This window comes from Alkalibacillus almallahensis, from assembly GCF_011761495.1.
GTDB classification, from domain to species: domain Bacteria; phylum Bacillota; class Bacilli; order Bacillales; family Alkalibacillaceae; genus Alkalibacillus; species Alkalibacillus almallahensis.
Window position 1 is genome coordinate 1 of the sequence record NZ_JAASRU010000018.1, and the last position, 19,140, is coordinate 19,140.

General features: G+C 36.0%; 16 protein-coding genes. 7 read left to right on the plus strand and 9 right to left on the minus strand.

Going from position 1 to position 19,140, the window contains the following annotated elements:
- The first annotated feature begins 472 nt into the window (after nt 1-472).
- From FHR85_RS13015 to FHR85_RS13025, 3 genes are all read left to right on the plus strand, one after another.
- Entirely contained in the window at nt 473-1,654 is a 1,182-nt protein-coding gene (locus tag FHR85_RS13015; RefSeq protein ID WP_167263977.1) for a hypothetical protein, read from the plus strand.
- Nucleotides 1,655-1,666: 12 nt separating this feature from the next.
- Entirely contained in the window at nt 1,667-2,842 is a 1,176-nt protein-coding gene (locus tag FHR85_RS13020; protein ID WP_167263979.1) for a S1C family serine protease, read from the plus strand.
- 81 nt (nt 2,843-2,923) lie between these two features.
- The gene (locus tag FHR85_RS13025) at nt 2,924-3,040 is read left to right on the plus strand and encodes a YjcZ family sporulation protein (RefSeq protein WP_167263981.1); all 117 of its coding nucleotides are present in this window, start codon (nt 2,924-2,926) and stop codon (nt 3,038-3,040) included.
- Nucleotides 3,041-3,087: 47 nt separating this feature from the next.
- On the opposite strand, the gene FHR85_RS13030 is transcribed toward FHR85_RS13025, so the two are convergent.
- The 5 genes from FHR85_RS13030 to FHR85_RS13050 all read right to left on the minus strand — a co-directional run bounded on the left by FHR85_RS13030 (nt 3,088) and on the right by FHR85_RS13050 (nt 9,544).
- Nucleotides 3,088-5,052, minus strand: coding sequence for an EAL domain-containing protein (locus tag FHR85_RS13030; protein WP_167263983.1), 1,965 nt, complete (start codon nt 5,050-5,052; stop codon nt 3,088-3,090).
- Nucleotides 5,053-5,086: 34 nt separating this feature from the next.
- Nucleotides 5,087-6,355 (minus strand): TrkH family potassium uptake protein, encoded by a 1,269-nt coding sequence (locus FHR85_RS13035; protein WP_341770980.1) that lies wholly within the window; start codon nt 6,353-6,355, stop codon nt 5,087-5,089.
- 322 nt (nt 6,356-6,677) lie between these two features.
- Nucleotides 6,678-7,103: a YwpF family protein gene (locus tag FHR85_RS13040; protein ID WP_167263985.1), complete on the minus strand. Its 426-nt coding sequence runs from the start codon at nt 7,101-7,103 to the stop codon at nt 6,678-6,680.
- A gap of 63 nt (nt 7,104-7,166) precedes the next feature.
- Nucleotides 7,167-7,700 (minus strand): HD domain-containing protein, encoded by a 534-nt coding sequence (locus FHR85_RS13045; protein WP_167263987.1) that lies wholly within the window; start codon nt 7,698-7,700, stop codon nt 7,167-7,169.
- A gap of 467 nt (nt 7,701-8,167) precedes the next feature.
- Complete coding sequence (locus FHR85_RS13050; protein ID WP_167263989.1) at nt 8,168-9,544, minus strand: MFS transporter; 1,377 nt, start codon at nt 9,542-9,544, stop codon at nt 8,168-8,170.
- Between the two features lie 151 nt (nt 9,545-9,695).
- Between FHR85_RS13050 and FHR85_RS13055 the strand changes: the two genes are divergently transcribed.
- Together FHR85_RS13055 and nfsA are read left to right on the plus strand one after the other, a co-directional pair.
- Nucleotides 9,696-11,177, plus strand: coding sequence for a methyl-accepting chemotaxis protein (locus FHR85_RS13055; RefSeq protein WP_167263991.1), 1,482 nt, complete (start codon nt 9,696-9,698; stop codon nt 11,175-11,177).
- The gene (nfsA, locus tag FHR85_RS13060) at nt 11,174-11,914 is read left to right on the plus strand and encodes an oxygen-insensitive NADPH nitroreductase (RefSeq protein WP_167263994.1); all 741 of its coding nucleotides are present in this window, start codon (nt 11,174-11,176) and stop codon (nt 11,912-11,914) included. Before FHR85_RS13055 ends, nfsA begins: the two co-directional genes overlap by 4 nt.
- A 42-nt stretch (nt 11,915-11,956) precedes the next feature.
- Here the strand turns inward: nfsA and FHR85_RS13065 are convergent, their stop codons facing one another.
- A complete protein-coding gene (locus tag FHR85_RS13065; RefSeq protein WP_167263996.1) occupies nt 11,957-13,582 on the minus strand; it encodes a BCCT family transporter in 1,626 nt (541 codons plus the stop codon).
- A 67-nt stretch (nt 13,583-13,649) separates the two neighbouring features.
- The gene (locus FHR85_RS13070) at nt 13,650-16,064 is read right to left on the minus strand and encodes a penicillin acylase family protein (RefSeq protein WP_167263999.1); all 2,415 of its coding nucleotides are present in this window, start codon (nt 16,062-16,064) and stop codon (nt 13,650-13,652) included.
- A gap of 141 nt (nt 16,065-16,205) precedes the next feature.
- On the opposite strand from FHR85_RS13070, the gene FHR85_RS13075 reads away from it, so the two are divergent.
- Nucleotides 16,206-16,856, plus strand: a complete 651-nt coding sequence (locus tag FHR85_RS13075; protein WP_167264001.1) for a hypothetical protein — start codon at nt 16,206-16,208, stop codon at nt 16,854-16,856.
- A gap of 87 nt (nt 16,857-16,943) precedes the next feature.
- Here FHR85_RS13075 and FHR85_RS13080 read toward each other — a convergent pair whose 3' ends face one another.
- The gene (locus FHR85_RS13080; protein ID WP_167264004.1) at nt 16,944-17,420 is read right to left on the minus strand and encodes a glutathione peroxidase; all 477 of its coding nucleotides are present in this window, start codon (nt 17,418-17,420) and stop codon (nt 16,944-16,946) included.
- A gap of 479 nt (nt 17,421-17,899) precedes the next feature.
- Nucleotides 17,900-18,427, minus strand: a complete 528-nt coding sequence (locus tag FHR85_RS13085) for a PepSY domain-containing protein (protein ID WP_167264005.1) — start codon at nt 18,425-18,427, stop codon at nt 17,900-17,902.
- A 143-nt stretch (nt 18,428-18,570) separates the two neighbouring features.
- On the opposite strand from FHR85_RS13085, the gene FHR85_RS13090 reads away from it, so the two are divergent.
- On the plus strand, nt 18,571-19,140 hold a 570-nt coding region (locus FHR85_RS13090; RefSeq protein WP_208379692.1), incomplete at its 3' end, for a hypothetical protein.

Below are 19,140 nucleotides of genomic sequence, written 5' to 3' on the forward strand. Positions count from 1 at the left end.
CAAGCATCCACCGTAAGCGGATCACATGATGCCAACGGCCACCATCAAACCTTCACGCTAAATTGTGTATCTACCCCAACAAATATTTTAGAGCCGAAAATAAAAAAAGTGTGAAATGTTATGCAACATTTCACACTTCCAATTCGTCATATAAATTGAGTACACTTAGTGCTTCACATTATCAAAAATGCAACTGCCAATAAAATAAACAAGAACTCCGATTGATAAAATGCCCATTGTTACATCAATTGCTTCCATCGTGAGGCACCTCCTTAACGAGTATGTTTCGTTTAATGAACTATTTATATTCTAGCAAATATTATTCCTTTTGAATAGAATAAGTATTGAAAACAAAAGCAATTGCTAAAAATTGTGAATAAATTGTAACAATTAGTTCTTTCAACCCTCTCTCAAACCACTTGTCACATGTTAAAATTTACAATACAGAAAGGAATTATTAGGTGATCAAACAATGATGTACTGTCCACGTTGCGGATCAAAAACAAAAGAAAACGAAGCATATTGTGTCATCTGTGGCGCACAATTACCTAAAGATTTTGATGATCGTAAGCGATCACCTAATCGCATTAACCGCTGGTGGTTCACACCATTAGTCACATTAATCTGTGTATTATTAATTGCCATTGGATTACACTTTTATTTAGAATATAATAATTCCAGAGCTCAATCGTTGTACAATGAAGGCGTCGACTATGCATTAGATGGTCAATACTCTAAAGCGCAAGATCAATTCGAAAAAGCACAAACGTATAATCCTAACTTAGAAGCTGCCAAAACAAATGAAGAATTCATGAATACAGCCTTAGAAGTATCTGAAAAACTTACAAACGCTAGCACCCTTATGAAACAAGGAGCTTTCCAGCAAGCCGTACAAATAACTCAAGAAGCTGAAAATGATATCAGTGGTTATGACGGTGAAATCATTAATCAGATCCTTGATACGATCATGAACACGCGTAATGAAATTCGGGTTAGTCAAATTAATCAACGCTTAGAAGATAATCCAGGTCTAGAAGAACTGAAAATCTTAATTTGGCAAGCTGAATCACTTGAACACGAAGAAGCAGGAGAATTGGAATCAACAATTCGTGAACGGATTGTCAATCATGTATCAAACGAAGCAAACGAAATGTTGCAAACTAATCAGTTTTCAGCTGCTTTATCACTAATAGATGATGGGCTACGTTATGCACCTGAAAACGAACAGTTAACAAGCTTACAATCAACCGTAGAAAATCAAAAGTCTGACTTTGAAACACAACAACAAGAACGGATCGAACAGGCTTTATCTCAATATGAATTGGAACAAGAACATAACGAAAATAACGCAGTGGAAATGGTAGAAATCAATGCGTCAATTAATGAATTCGATGAAATTGAAGTGGCAGGTGAAGTCAAAAGTGTGGCAACACGTCCCATTCACTCAGTCTCCATCACTTATACATTGAATGATGGCAATGAAAATGAAGTATTAAATAATGAAGTGTTTGCCTACCCTGATACTTTACAACCTGATGAAACAGGTCAAATTGATTATACCCATAGTGATTTACCTGATGATTTTGAAGCTGAAGAAATAAATGTAAACGTGGATCAAATCACGTGGTACCTAGACCCTGAAGAAGCCGAATAGAGGTGAATTCAAATGAAATATCAATTACTTAAAAATATACCACTTGTTCTCTCAGTTGCCATTATCATTATTGGCACAATAGCGATGTTATCCTATTACAATAACTGGGAACAAACAAGTTTGGCCTCGCAAGAAAATTTAGTAGAAACAGTAGCACAAGAAGAAAATACTAGCTCAAATAATTTACAAGAAATCATTCATGAAGCACAAAAAAATGTTGTTCAAATCGAAACCACTGGTCCAGAGGGGTCTAGTCAAGGATCAGGATTCGTTTATAACGAAAAAGGTGACATTATTACGAATGCTCACGTGGTTAAAGATGCCGATTCCGTCTATGTCAAAACGTCTGAAGCACAGACTTACCCTGCAGGTGTAATTGGAATTGGTAATCAACAAGATATTGCTGTTGTTCGAGTACCACAACTAGCTAATAGTGCAACTCTGGAAGTTGACCCGAACTTTGAACCTAATATTGGTGATGAAATTATTGCTGTTGGTAGTCCTCACGGCTTGAGAAATACGGTTACACTTGGACACATATCTGGGTTAGATCGTGATATGACAGTTGAGCAATATCAATACAATAATTTATACCAAATTTCCGCTAATATTTCTCAGGGTAATAGTGGTGGACCACTTATTCATGAAGAAACAGGTAAAATAATCGGGATTAACTCAGCAGCAACCAATGAAGGTACAATCGGCTTCAGTATCCCAATCGCACAAATCTTCGACCGAGTTTCTATGTGGTCAGACACAGCTAGTGAAGAAGATTTGAATTATGATGGTGACCCAACGATGTATCAAGATATCAGTCCGGGAACCCTAGAAGAAGATGGGCTTTATTTGATTGATTATTTTTATGAAACATTAAATGTTCGTGATTACTTTGCGGCATACTCTTTATTAGGTAGTGATTTGCAAACATCGCAAGACTATCAAGAGTTCCGTGAAAGTGTTGTCAATTCAATTGAAATTGATGTTACCAATCGTGAAGTCACTAATATTGGTGACTACAAAGCAACCATCGTTGTAAATTCAGATCACCTCGTAACGGATGATGATGAAAATGAAGAAACATATCATTATGAAACAACCTTTGAAGTCGGACAGGAAAACGATCAATTAAAAATTCTAAGTATGAATCGCGAAATATTATCCCGTACTAATGAAACTTCTGGTGAATAATTTAATACAGATTAGGTAGTTAACTAGACAACATTAGCCTCTTAAGCATATGGATATATTACACGCTTGGGAGGTGATGGAATGTATCAAGGTTATTCACAAGAAGGGCACTATCATGGTGGATACGGAAACAATTTCGCCCTGATTGTTGTGTTGTTTATTTTACTTGTCATCGTAGGTGCAACATTTTATAACTAAATTCCAAAAAAAGCGGTTATTCCATTTACAAGGAATAACCGCTTTTTTTAAAAATCCACAAAGTCTTTCACGCGTTGTGCATCTACTGGTTTACTGAAATAAAAGCCTTGCACTTCATCACATTGTTCATTAAGTAAAAATTTTAAATTATCTTCTGTTTCAACACCTTCTGCAATTACTTTTAAATTCAAGGCGTGAGATAAATGAATGATGGATTTCACAATGGCAATATTTTGTTCGCTTTGATCCTGAATAAACATTCGATCAATTTTAATTTTATTTAAAGGAAACTGACTTAAGTACTGTAATGAAGAATAACCAGTTCCAAAATCGTCTAAAGCTACTTGCACACCTAACTCAGAAAAACGATTCAACGTTTCAATGATATGATATTCATTCGACATGGCCATTGATTCAGTAATTTCTATTTCCAAATACTGAGGATCTAATCCTGTCTCATAAAGGATATGACTCACTCGTTTAACAAGACCACGTTGTAAAAACTGTTTTGCTGATAGATTAACACTTACTTTCACTTTAGGTAAGCCTTCATCCTGCCATTTCTTATTCTGAAGACAAGCTTCATAAATCACCCACTCACCTAATTCAACAATTAACCCTGTCTTCTCAGCTAACGGTATGAATTGATCAGGTGGAATGACACCCATTTCAGCATGAAACCAACGACACAAAGCCTCAAATCCAATGATACGATTGGTTTTTAAGTCATATTGTGGCTGAAAAAATAAATCAAAATCATGATTCTGCATCGCCTTATGTAGCTCAGCCTCTAGCTGTAGTTGTTCTTTTACCCCTTCTTTTAATGAATGACGAAAGATTTGATATTCGTTTCGCCCCTCTTCCTTTATGACATACATAGCTGAATCTGCATGTTCTATTAACTCTGATGCGTTCGTTCCTGAATCAGGATATATACTTACTCCAATGCTAACTGTTGTGTATATATCATATCCCTCAATATTAAGGGGATTACGGAATTGTTCAATGATTTGATTAGATAATTGATCAATATCTTCATCTTTTCGGACATTTCGTTGTAATAATAAAAACTCATCACTTGCCATTCGAGCAATGAAAACATCTTCATCAAGAAGTTGTTTTAATCTTAATGCACAAGCTTTGAGTAATTCATCTCCAATATGATAACCCAGTGTATCATTGATGTGTTTAAAATAATCAATGTCAATAAAATGCACTGCAAACCGTTCATCTTCTGTTTCTAAATTATCAATCTCTTCTTTCACTGTCATATGAAAGTAATTACGGTTTGGTAAGTTCGTCAATTGATCATAATAAGCCATAAACTCTATTTGCTGTTCATTCTCTACTCTCTCAGTTATATTTCTGATAATGGCAACACGTATATTATTTGAACCTTCCCTTAATTGTTCTGGCAATATTTCAACATAAATGGTATCACCATTTTTCTTGTAGGCACGAAGTTGATAAGGGGCATCATGCTGTTCTTGTTGTATTTCTTGTGCTAAATAATCACGGTCTTCTGGATAGACAAAATTAAAAACTGACGTTCCAATTACCTCAGATCGTTTATAGCCAAGCATACTAGCAAATGCATAATCACAATCAATTAATTTACCACGATCATGCATAAGAATACCTTCATAGGGACTTTTTCTTGCGTGGTTCAAGCGATAAATCAGTGAATCCTTTTTGCCTTTCAAACCACCATCTTTTAAGGTATAGCACATTAAATGACCAATCGACTGTTTCTTCATAATAACAAGATTAATTGGCTGTTGTTTGGTCCAGACTAATTCTTCATCGTCCCATGCATGTAATACTTCCTCTAAATCAATAAAGTCTGCAAATCTTAGTGATCCAGCTTCTTCGTCAATCCTTAGCATCATTTCAGCATGTTGGTTAGCCGATACAATAAAACCAAGTTCATCGACAAAAATAATAGCATCCGTCACATTTTCTAATATCCATTCATCAATCGGCAATGTTAATTCTTCATCTGATTTAAACACTGCGTTTCCCCCTACATATACGTGTCATTAAGCTTTATCCTATATTAATTTTCTCTTTTGGATAACGGTAACGATCTCTCGCCTTTCCTCTATTAAATGAAAATAAGAAAGTTAAAATACCAATACGCCCAATTAGCATTAATGCAATGAGGATTAATTGACTAAACGTTGATAAATCCTCGGTGATTCCCATCGATAGCCCTGTTGTTCCGAAAGCTGAACTCACTTCAAAAATAATACTTGTTAATGACAAATGAGCATCGATCGCTGTAATAATGATGACACAGGAGAAGAACATCACCATAGCCAGTAATGTCACAACAACTGCTTTAAATAAGTCCTCTTCTTCTATCTCTCTACCAAAGACTCTTACGCGATTTCGACCACTGGCAAATGTAAATATAAAAATAATAACTAATGCGAATGTCGTCGTCCGAATACCACCACCAACACTGCTAGGAGATGCACCTATAAACATCATGGATGATAAAAAGAGTTGGGTTTGTTCTGTAAATTCATTCATATCAACAGTCGACAACCCGCCACTTCTAGCTGTTGTAGATTGAAACAAGCTATAAAATAGTGTTTCATGCCATGATTTATCTGCAAAAAAGTGATTAGACTCTAAAATAATAATTACTATAAACGAAAATGCTAGTAATACAAAATACGTTAGACTTGTTAATTTTGTAAATAAAGAAAAACGTTTTAAATTACGTTGTTCTTGTGATATTTGTAAATATTCTTTGACTTCAATTAATACTGGAAAACCAATGGCACCAGCAATAATCAATAAGATATTGATAAACTGAACAAAATAATCTTGAGCAAATGGCTCTAAGGATTGTCCCGTTATATCAAAACCACCATTCGTTGTTGCGCTGACTGAAGCAAAGAAACCTTGGTAATAAGCTTCAATTGCAGAGTCAAAATAAGTTAGATAATATGTTCCTAAAATTAAAAAGCCAACAAATTCAATAGCTAAAATAACAAAAAACATATCTTTAACAAGCCGAACAATTCCTGCGATTGATTTAGTGTTTTGATCGGTCATAATTAATCGTCTTTCTTTAAAACCTATCTTCTTACCTAAAACAATCCATATTAACGTTCCTAATGCCATGACACCTAAACCACCAATTTGTAAAGCGATGGCTATGACAAATACACCAAATACACTAAAAGAACTTGCGGTTTCAACAACAGTTAATCCTGTTACAGTAACTGCACTTACAGCAGTAAATAATACTTCCATTAGATTTAATTCGACGCCTGCTTTATGTGCAATTGGTAATGATAACAAGACTGTCGCAATTGAAGCTGCTAAAAAAATAATAAAGTGAAATCAATTGAACAGGTGTTAAAACATCTAATATGGATTTAGTTGGTGTTAAACGATTAATTCGACTCATTATATATGTTCTCCTTCGATGACAATAATTCCTGCAATATCGCTTAAAAAATGTCGTAATATTGTTAAAGAATGTCGATAGTACTTATTATGTCGCATGTTTTATCATCCATCAACCATTTTTTGTATTCGACTGTTTTTAAGCGTTGTAACGTTCATATAAAAATAACCCTAAACTAGATTCGATTGCCTAGTTAGGGTTAGCTTCTGTTCATTAAAAAGTGTTTTCTTGGTTTTTCTCTTTAAACTTATTTAATAATGAGTCACCTTGGTAACCTGCCTCAATAAGTTGTTGCAACGTTTCTTCTACTTGTTGACGTTCACGGTTAACCATATCTCCCATTAAAATCACATTCATATCTTGATCAATGTTATTAACGGATTGTACTTCTGCCAAAATGGTTGCTTTAGGATTCGATTCTTTCGTAATACGCACTTGTGTCACAAGCTCTTGTTTTCCATCTAATTTCCGCACGAAAAAATCTTGATATTTCTTAGGAATATACGCTTCTATTAACCAGCGGGATTCATCAACTTCACGATCAATAATTAATGCATCGAAAAAAGCAATATCTTTCGTAGCCAGATCATCACCAGATTTTTCTAAAACGTCAAGTGACACGAGCTTAAATGATTTCATCGAATCTTCCTTTCCTACTTCATCTCTATTATAAAGTAAACGAGCAGAAGACAAAAGCCCTTATTAGGAAATGGAACGTTTAGGATCTTGGCTTTGCAAAATCCGTTCTTCTAATCGAGCTAAACGTTCATTTGCTTCGCCAGTATCCATCTCAACATAATGATGTGCCCCACCTGGTAACTCTTCCATTTCATCTGCACGGAATACAACATCATGTAATGGCGTTCGCATTGATTCTATTGAAAATGGTAAATATGAGTCTGTGTGTAGCAAGATTGCAATTGAAATTGTTTTAGCTCGTTCTTTATTTTCACCTAAGCGTATTAATAACTTATGGGATCTTTCCGCCCCTTTTATGGCATGAATATCATGTTTACGATATTCATCATAATCCCATTTACCATCTTTATACCACTCATAATGCCCAATATCGTGAAGCAAAGCAGATTTAGCAGCAAGGTCAAGGTCAACACCTTGTTGTTCAGCTAATGTGACGGATTGCTCTGCAGTTGAGACAGCATGGTGAATGCCAGAACGTTGCAAATATTTTTGTGTAATTGGATGATTAAATATTTCATTTAATGTGACTCGTTGCATTGTTTTACCTCCTTTTCTTATGGTTTTCCAGCGTTTAGTTTTAAGAAACAATATAGCATAATATGCAATTAAAAAGCAATTGTTAATGATTTTGTTTAGTTTATAAAATACCCCGGATTAGTTATTTCAAAACTAATCCGGGGTATTTCAATAATGAGGTTGAGACAAAACTTAATAATGCAAAATAAAACGCGAACGATTTATTATAAACTCGTTCGCGTTTTCTGCTTGAATTACGCTCCATCAAAACACTTCGCTTGCCGCGGGCACGGCTCGAGCCTCCTCAGCCCAAAAGCGGGGCTTGTGGGGTCTCGAGACTCGTGCTGTTCCCGCAGGCGTCTACGCGTTTTGATTCCGCTTTATTACTACTTACTTATAACTATTTCAAACAATCGTCCTTTGTATAACTGACTATTCTTTTGTCCCAGCCTCAGTTATTTAATAAATTCTTATGATTATTTGATAAATTATTTGGTTGGGTTAGGTTCCTTGAAAATTAACGAAAATAGTAACAGTGATAATAAGACTAAGCTCATAAAGGCAAAAAAGACATTGCTGAATACGGCGCTATCACCACTAACGGCTACGATATTCACAGGATGTTCTGGTGAAAACAAATCAAGTGCTACCCCTACAATTGCCCCACTTAATGCGCCGGAAACGAAATTCATCAAATTAAATACACCCATACCGACACCTGTTTCTTGTTTAGACAATAAATTCGCCAAAATATCAGCGCCTGAAGCTTGCACGAGTGGAAAGCACATCATTGGAAACACAAGCATGGCGCTGACAATCCATGGAGTTAATCCAACTGTTGAAGAGACAACAATAAATCCTGTCATTAACAAGCTTAAGCTCATGATATAAACTTTACGTGAACCAATTTGATCGACTAAACTACCACCTTTTCGTCCGATTAATGCTGCACTCATAGCCCCAGGAAACATTACAAGACCTATTTGCATAGTGGTTAGATCATATACATCTCTCAACATGATGGGTACAGTAAACATTAAACCAAATAAACAAGCAACAGCTAGAAAACTTGAGACAATAGCAACAATATAGTTACGATTTTTGAATAAATGAGGTGGTATAAATGGATTTTTTGCTGTAAACATTCTTACTGTTCCAAATATACCTGCTAATCCTGTGATCCAAAAAACATTTAAATTTCCTAACGTAATACCAATAATTGTAGTTGAAATTGTTACCGCAACAAGGGCTGCACCTAAATAATCTAATTTAGCACTGACTGTTTCTTCTTCTGGAAGATTTTTAAGTAAAAACGGTAATGTAACAATCATTAAAGCTGATGTTAAAAATAAATACTGCCACGTTAAAAATCCTGCAATCACACCACCTAGTATGGGGCCAATTCCTGAGGCGAAAGCCATAACAGATGAGATAATACCAAGTATCTTCCCACGCTCATTCGGAAAAAAACGAATGGGAGCGATAAATGCAATCGCAGGCATCATGGACCCACCCACTGCTTGAATCACACGAGCTGCCAACACAAAGTAATAATTAGGTGCTAAAAAACCAATCACTGAGCCAATCGTAAAAACAATTAATCCAAATGTAATTAACTTTTTAAATGCTACCGTATCAGCTAACTTGCCATAGACTAATGCTCCCACCGAATAAATCATAATATAGCCTGTCATCACCCAACTGACTTCAGATGGTAATAAATTAAAACTTTCGGCAATGTCAGGAATCGCTATGTTGAACATCGTCCCATTCATGACCGAAAACATTAAGACGAAACAAATCGAAAACAATAACATTTTGGGATTTTCTATATGTAGATTATTTTTTTCTTTTTCAGATTGCATTTAAGCTTCCCCTCTCCCCTTATCCTTATTAATCATAAAGATTCGGCGTCATAGTTGCAATTATTTTATACTTGCAGTCTACCTAATATTTTCTATTTATGATAAGATAATTTTAAATATTAATAATTTCCAGAATATTGAGGGGGATCTTATGTCTAATCATAACACATTGTCGATTGAACAACTTTCTTTGCATCGGAAAAACAAACTATTATTCTCGATGCTCGTTATCATTACAATCATAAGCACTTTTGTAAACATATCAGCAGGATTATCTATGCAATTAATTGTCTTTGTGCTACTTGCTTTAATTGCTATCTTAATAGTAACAGGTTATTTGATTAAGACGAAAAAGGCGATGAGCATTGTTCCATACATATTTATCATAGGATTATCACTTATGCTTGCTTATATCGTTTTAATTGCAAGTGTTGCAACTCATAATATCGGTTTAATATTTTTCCTACTCATCACATCAGCAATTTACATGTCGCTGCCTTTATTAATTTTAGGTTTCACATCAAGTATGATCATCTTTCATACTCTCGTTTTAATGCATGGTGACCAATTAGACTTACGATATGAAACAACGTTGTCATTTATCTTGTTTACTGCCATCATTTTATTTGGACTTCATAGAATTACTAAACAAACAGATCACGAATTAGAACAGTTACGACAAGAAAATGATTTAAGATTCCAAAATGAAATTAGGCAAAAAGAACATATTGAAAAACAAACAGCGATCATTAAGAATAGTATGGAAGAAATTAAATCTCAATCGAACGTCAATATTCAAGCATTTTCTGAGATGCATCGTGCCATCCAGGAAATTGCATCTAGTACAGAAACACAAGCATATGATTTAACAACAATTAATAATTCTATTAATAATACAGCCACTAATATTGATCACATGATGCATCACTTAAACGATATTCAAGAAAATACGAATGAAACCTCTGATCAAGCCCAAGCAGGTAAAGTAGAATCAGACCAAATGATTGAACAGATTAAAACGTTTGAAAATAGTATGAATCAAATGCGTACAACTTTTAAAGACTTAACGGAAAAAGTTGAATCATCAGCTACGTTTATTCAATCAATTAAAGAAATTAACGAACAGACTGGCCTACTAGCTCTTAATGCCTCAATAGAAGCAGCGCGTGCTGGTGAACATGGTAAAGGTTTTGCTGTTGTCGCTGATGAAATCCGTAAATTGGCCGACAATACTGATAAAACAGCATCTAATATTTCTGATAATCTTAATGCTATGAAACAGACGAATGAACAAACCGATGAACAAATGAAAAATCTTCTAAATGTATTACAAGACAATATTGCAACAATCAATCAGAGTAGCGAACGATTTAATCAATTTGAAGATGATACGAAAGATCTTCAAGAAAAGTTAAACCAATTTAGTCAAATTGCTGAGCAAGTCAATGAAAGTACAAGACATATTAATGATACAATGGAACAAATCTCTTCTAAGGTTCAACATACTACAGCTTCTGTTGAAGAAATAACTGCAACCGTTCAAGAGCAAACCAATCAGAATTCACAGCTTCATGAAGAGATTGAAAAAACGACAGAAGCATTACAACAACTTACAAAGGAGTCATCAAGATGAATGAAACCATCGACTTACTTATGAATCATCGCTCAATTCGAAAATTTAGTGATGAAAAATTAACAGAATCCCAGGTCAAAACAATTGTTGAAGCTGGTCAAGCCGCTTCAACCTCAAGTTACTATCAAGCCTATTCTATAATTGGCGTTACAGATCCAAACATTAAACAACAACTACGAGAAGTAAGTGGTCAACCTTATGTGGAAGAAAACGGTCATTTATTTGTTTTTTGTGCCGATCTCAATCGATTGGCACAATCACAAGACGAAGCAACGCGTGAACAAATGAAAACTAACCTAGAAAGCACAGAATTCTATATGATGGCAACAATTGATGCAACACTTGCTGCTCAAAATTGCGCTGTAGCGACAGAATCGCTTGGCCTTGGTATGTGCTATCTTGGCAGTTTACGTAACGATGTTAAACGTGTGAATGACACCCTTAACTTACCAGAATATGTCATTCCTTTGTTTGGAATGGCTGTTGGTGTCCCTGAAGAAAAGCCCCAGCGTAAGCCGCGTTTTGATTGGACAACCGTATATCACGAAAACCAATATGATATAACAACAGCAACTGAGCTTCATGCTTTTGACAAAACCGTAACTGATTATTACACTCACCGGAAAACTAACGGTCGCGACGACCAATGGAGTGAACAAATTAAACGTAAGTTAACCAATCCGATGCGTCAAGATGTCGGACCGTTTATTCAAGATAAATCTCTAAATCGCCATTAAACCCAAAAGAGGGACGGAATAAATTTTTCCGCCCCTCTTTTTTTATTCTTCATCATTTGATTGTTTTTTCTTACGTCGACGTTTCAACTTCTGTCTGATATTTTTCATATCAAGTATAATGGTTTTCGGTTCATACTGCTCATCGATTTTCAAGTCTCGAGTTGAAGTTTTCATAAATGACCAAGCGATTAAAAACATGATGAATATGAGCGGAAATCCACCCACAATACTCGCCGTTTGTAATGTTTCTAGACCACCTAAATACATGAGTGTAAGTGGTAATAAACAGATCGTAAACGCCCAAAACATCCGGTTCCAGCGTAATGGTTCATCATCTTCCAATCGCTTTTGTGTCACTGAGGCTAAAATGTACGAACTTGAATCGAAAGTTGTAGCTAAAAACACAACAGATAGGAAGACAAAAATAGCCACCATCACATTCGAAAATGGTAATTGATTAATGATTGATATGATCGCTGCAGGCGCACCTTGATCATTTAATACTTGTACGACATCAAATTCTCCCGTAATTTGTAAAAATAATCCGAAGTTACCCATAATGCCGAAAAATAATAAACAGCCAATAGAACCATACACCATAGATCCAATAATCACTTGACGAATCGTTCGACCTCTTGAAATCCGTGCAATAAATAAACCGACGAACGGTGCATAAACAAGCCACCATGCCCAATAAAATACCGTCCATGATTCTGGGAATCCTGTTTCTTCAACGCTCTCCATTAATGCAAATGGTTCTGTCCATGTACTCATGTGAAAGAAATTATCTAATATTAAGCCTACACTATTCGTCGTCGTTTCCAATATAAACAACGTAGGTCCAGTAATTAAAACAAATAATAATAAGAAAATCGATAAACCTAAATTCAGGTTACTTAAACGTTTAATTCCTTCTTTTAAACCAACATAAGCACTAATCGCAAAAATCACGGTAACGACTAATAACACAATCGTCCGTAATAACATATTATCTTCAAATCCAGTTAAATCGGAAATTCCTCGAGATATCAATGGTGTACCAAGAGCTAGGGTTGTCCCTGCCCCACCTAATAAACCGAAAATGAACAAGACATCAATCAGTTTTCCGATCATTGTATCTGAATACCCTTTTAATAAAGGTCTGAGTGTTTCACTAATTTTAATAATCGGCTTTTCTCGTACATAGAAGAAATAGGACATCGGAACTGCCGGAAGTGCATAAATGGCCCAAGCAATCGGTCCCCAATGAAAAATACCGTACGTAGAAGCCCACTGAATGGTTTCAAGTTGATCAGAGGTCGGACTCAACCCAAAAGGTGGACCTTGATAATAAAAGGCCCACTCAATGGTACCCCAATATAAAATACTTGATCCAATCCCTGCAGAAAATAACATTCCAGCCCATGCTGGAGTACTAAACTCAGGAGGTTCTTCTTCTTCTCCTAACTTCACTTGACCGTTTTGGCTAAACGCAACAAAGATAAGAAAAAAGAAAATCGCTAACCCCATCGTTAAGTATAAAAAACCGAACCTGTCAGACATCACACTATTTAACTGTGCAACAAAAACACTACCCGCCTCTGGATAGATAATTAACGGAATCACAACGGCCAATATAACAATAAATGAGATAATAAACGTTGGCCAATCAATTAATCTTGTTCTCATGTTTACGACTCCTTATGATGTAATGGTCTTAGTATGAACGAGGCGGGTAACATTATGAGTGATTACTCTATTCAGCCAACAATTGGAAAGTCTCACCTGCGAAATCTTCCATATTTGTCGTATGATATTGACCTTCTACCCAATCGGTAATTTGATCATCATACCATTCACTACGATAATGCCCTGCTTGGCCTGGGCCGACAATATGATCACCTTGAAGCGGTTCTGCCATATCCGTCACAAAGCGCCAGCTTGCACCATGATCGACAATACCATTTTCATTATGTGAAGCAGCCATTACCGTGACAGGACTGCCATCAACAGGTTTAGGTTCTTTTTCATTAAAGAAGACATCTAAAAACGCTGTACTTGATAATGGGTGTTCGAAATAAACTTGATGATAATCTCCCCACTGCCAAGCACTTACATCTGAACCATGGTCTGATTCAATATTTTCGACTGCTTGCTTAAAAGCCTCACGCACAACAGTCTGTAACCCGCCATTCTTTTCTATCCAACTCACTGATTCGCCTTCATAACTATGACGTATTAGCTCATCAATCGTTTGACCACTCCCTTTAAACATGCTCATTAAGTCTTCAGAAAACGCCTCTTCAAATAAAACTGCTTCTATATTAGCGAACAATCGATCAAAAACCAGTGGCCCAGCTAACTCTCGTTTATCTTGAAAATTCCATTCGGCTAACGTGTCTAAGGCATTAGATTCCGTTTCTGACCAGTCACCATCTGATAATAATTCAGTGAACATCGGAACAAACTCACGAGCTCTTAAATTTTGTGTATCCATTTGCAATGTTTTCATATCTTCTTTTGTAAGCTGATCCCGCTCATCTAGAAACTCATGGATCCTAGTGTATCGGTAAGGCTGCGCCCAAACATGACTAATATGATACGGATATTCATCTGAAATAATCTTATTATTAGCTGTTCCGACAAATCCTTTTTCGGGGTTAACTAGTGTCGGTAACTCATCATAAGGAATGGTTTCTGTTAGATCATGATCTGGATTCCAACCTTCCATCGGTAATAAGGCCTGATCTGGCTGATCATATATAGGGATACGACCGTTTGCTTTATAAGCGATGGTGCCGTCCGTACTTGCAAAGACAAAATTTTGGGCAGGAGCATGAAAATCCTCTAATGCCGTTTCGAATTCGTCCCAATTCGAGGCTCTGTTCATTTGTAAAACGGCTGACAATTCTTTTGTAGCCTCTAGTGCTGTCCAGTCGATCGACATAACCGTTTGATTTTCTTCAGCTTCAACTGGATTCGCAAATTCAGAAATGACTGGTCCATGTCTCGTTTCAACAACTTCATAATCAATAGGTTCCTCACCATCCACTTCAATCGTTTCATTGATCACATCAGCTTCATACCACTCATCATCATACAAAAATTGATGAGGGTTTTCTTCATGTCTTTTTTCTAAATAAAGTTGCTGAACATCCGGGCCTACATTGGTGACACCCCAGGCGATGTCTTGATTTTGCCCTAAAATAACGCCAGGAACACCAGCAAAAATAACACCAGACGTTTGATAATTTGGTGAATCTAATTGAACTTGGTACCAAATAGATGGTGTAGCCAAGCCTAGGTGCGGGTCATCTGCTAATAAAGGTTGCCCTGACTCCGTTTTATCGCCTGATACAGCCCAATTATTGCTCCCATTAAATTCTGGAGGCGACGGGGCTTTTGTCATGCTTGCCGTGACATCTACGTATTCCTCATCTGAAATATTTGTCAAAGCTTCCTCAGGATAAGAAGGAAATAATTCATATGCCTCTTCTTCGGGAAAATTATGAATTAAATGATAGTTAAAAGCTTGACGCTCCCAATGACCGCCGAGATCGTATGCCATGAATTTACCAATCGTTAGCGAATCAAGTGGTGTCCACTCACGCACTTCATCCAAGCCCATTAAAGCAAACTCAATCGGCATTCCGTTCTCTTCATCTGCCTGCTCAATATAAGCATTCACTCCTGCTGCATAAGCTTCTAAAGCTTGCATTGTTTCATCATCATATTCTGAAATCGATTTCTCTGCAGCACGTCTTAACCCTAATGTACGGAAGTATTTATCTTGATTCAGTGCCATATCACCAACAACTTCACTCAACTTACCTGAAGCTTGTCGACGTGACATCTCCATTTGAAATAAACGATCTTGTGCCGTAACGAAACCTTGTGCAAAAAATAAATCCTCATCATTTTCAGCACTAATATGCGGTACACCGTCATCATCTCGAGTGATATCAACATCCTCAGATAAACCTGAAAAACTATCACTTTCATCAATAAATTGACTAACCTCTACTTCTCCTTCGGTTTTCGGCAGTGACCGATTTATGTAAGCGTTTACAACCAATAGTGCAATAATCACGATTACAACTAAAATTCCAACGATAATAAGACTCCATTTCAAACCTCTATGCATTCGTTTCTTCTGTCCCACTTCAACCATTCTAATCTCCCCCTTTATTCTAATATCATAATACAAATATTCAAAAAATTTAACACTTTTGTGTCGATTCATAGTTTTAATTTACGAATTCCTTTTACTACGCTTATAATATACAAGGATATACGAAGTGAGGTGACAAAGGTGCCTACCAAAACAAAAGCATTAATCGTCGTGATCATTTTCATTGTGGCTCTAGCAATTGGGGTCGTTTATTTAATGTTTCTCGGTTTTACAACAGATGACGAAACGGCTTCCTCTCTAAAAAAAGAAGCCGCAACTTATATTAACGAATCGTTTCCTCACGAAGGAGATGTAACAGAAGTCATTAATGATTCCACTGGTGTTTATGAAGCTTTTCAAAACGCTGCAATTGTTGATTTAGATGAAAAGGATTTTAACATGCTTGTATTTGAAAATGAGCAAGGTCAATTTGTAGACAGTTACGTAGCTGAAGTTTGGGAAGATGAGTTAGAAAATGTCTTACGTCCTGAAATCGAATCAAGGTTCGGTAGCGACGACATGATAAAAGAATTATGGATTGCTTACCCAAAAAATATTGGACAAAAGAAAGAGATAGACGCGAATAATGTTCCATCTGTTGCTGGTCAAGATGTGAAACCACATATTCGCTTAACGATTAACCGCGGTGAGGAAAAAGGTGATGATGAAGATTTGCAAGCTTTAATCGACTTAATCCAATCCGAGTTAGAAGTACCAGGCGGACGAATTACCCTTAGTTATAATGACCAAGCATTTTTATTTAAGGATAGCAATAAAAGCGAGAATTTTTAATGATGCAACACCGATGAGTTCAATAATTCATCGGTGTTTTTTATAAAAAATGCTGAGCTTACAACCATTAGTAAACTCAGCAAAAAGCTATATCAATACGACTAAATCTTTTTCAATTTTATCAGGTGTTGCTTGTGGAGGGTAACGACGAATAACCTTGCCGTCACGATCAACTAAAAACTTAGTAAAGTTCCATTTAATTTCTCCACCAAGAAACCCTTTCTTCTCTTCCGTCAAATAAGAAAACAACGGATCTTGTTGTTCGCCCTTAACATCTATCTTTTGATATATCGGAAAACTAACACCATAGTTCAGTTTACAGAAACTTTCAATATCGTTTTGATCATCAAATTCTTGATTCATAAACTGATCACAAGGGAATCCCAATATATGAAAACCTTTAGTATTATAATCGTCGTACAGTCTCTGCAGTCCATCAAACTGTGGTGTAAAACCACATTTGCTTGCTGTATTAACGATTAATAAGACATCTCCTTTAAAGTCAGACAATGCTTGAATTTCGCCATTTCCTTTGGTGACTTCAAACTCGTAAATCATTGACATCTACTTTCCCCCAATATTAATACTAATGATCTATACAGTGTTCACAAAATAGCTTACGATCTTGATAAACACCATTTAAAAAACCATTTTCACAGTAAACTACTCTTTCACATCTTATACAATACCCAACAAATTCAATCATCAAACACCACCTATAAAATATTTTTGTTGGTTCAGATTGAATTGTTCGTTTATAATAAATTTAACAGAAAATTAAGGATGGTGAAAGTATGGGTTTAAAGTCACGCATCTATAAATTACTAAGAATTTGGAATGATGTTGATGCTGCTCGAAAAGGAAAGATTGGAAAAAGGGTTGGTAGGCGTGTTGCAGGACGATCCTCAGGTAAGTTTTTGAATAAATTATTTAAATAAAAAGTCAGATGAATCACGATTCATCTGACTTTTTTAAACGGTTAAATTCCAAATTCCTAATATATTTTATCTATTTTCATTATATTCGAAATGATTGTTAGACACTTATGAATTGACGTCTAAAACGACACCTGTATAAGCATCGACGATAACATGAAAATCTTTTTCATCGTAACGAACTATTACTTGATAGACCCATTTACCATTGTTTTGAGTTAAATCAACGCGTTTCGGTTCCCCGTTCACGGTTTCCAATGCCAATTCAATCGCATCTAATTGTTCAATTGTTGTTCCTGTTGCAGTTAGACTATGAGACGGTTGCTCTTCTCGACGATATAAATGTTTAACATAACCATTTCGACCGTCAATTAAAACATCGAATGTTTCATCATCTTGATTAACGGTTACTTCAAATTCATTATACTCATTTAGTGTAACCTCTTCGATTGTTCCTTGCATGTATTGATTAATAATGTTTTGTAATTCAGATTGACTTAGTAACGCTGGATTCATTTGATCATCCTCCGCTTTAGCAACGTCTGCTTCAGAATGTTGTGTCTCATTCGTTATTCCGAAAATCGTACCAAACATGAATGTTCCAGCGAATGTACTATATAGGATCGTCTTACGCATTGATCTCCCTCCAATTCATGACACTTACAAGTTTACTCATGAGATATGAGAAAATAAGAAAAAGAAGATTAAAATTTGATTAAAATATTGGTAAAATATCAATAGCTCTAATAGAAATTGAAGCTAAGGAAGGAGACTAATCTATGAAGAAAACATTAATTTGGTCCATCGCTACAGGTATTGCAGTAATTCTAATATTTATTTGGATGTACCGTGAACCTGCACCAGAACCACAAGCTTTTTCTGAAGTATTCACCAATGACATTGAAGAAGTAGAAGAAGCCAGTGTCTTACGTCGCTCTGAAGGTGAAACAGATCAAGCAGTTACTTCCGAAAGTGAGACAATACAAGCTTTATTAGATGATTTAGGTTCTATGGACGTACTTGAAGTCGAGAACCAAACCATTGAACCAGACTACATCATTAGTTTTGACCAAAAAGTTGTCGAGTTCTCGGAAGATTATGTCATGATGTTCGGACAAGATGGCGTGAAAACATATGAAATCCTCGAACAAGGAGAACATCTAGATACAATTAAAAATGATTTAGAGTTTGAAACGGTACAAAGCCAAAATAATAGCAGTGAAAGCGATAGCAGCAGTGAAAGCGATAGCAGCAGTGAAAGCGATAGCAGCAGTGAAAGCGATAGCAGCAGTGAAAGCGATAGCAGCAGTGAAAGCGATAGCAGCAGTGAAAGCGATAGCAGCAGTGGG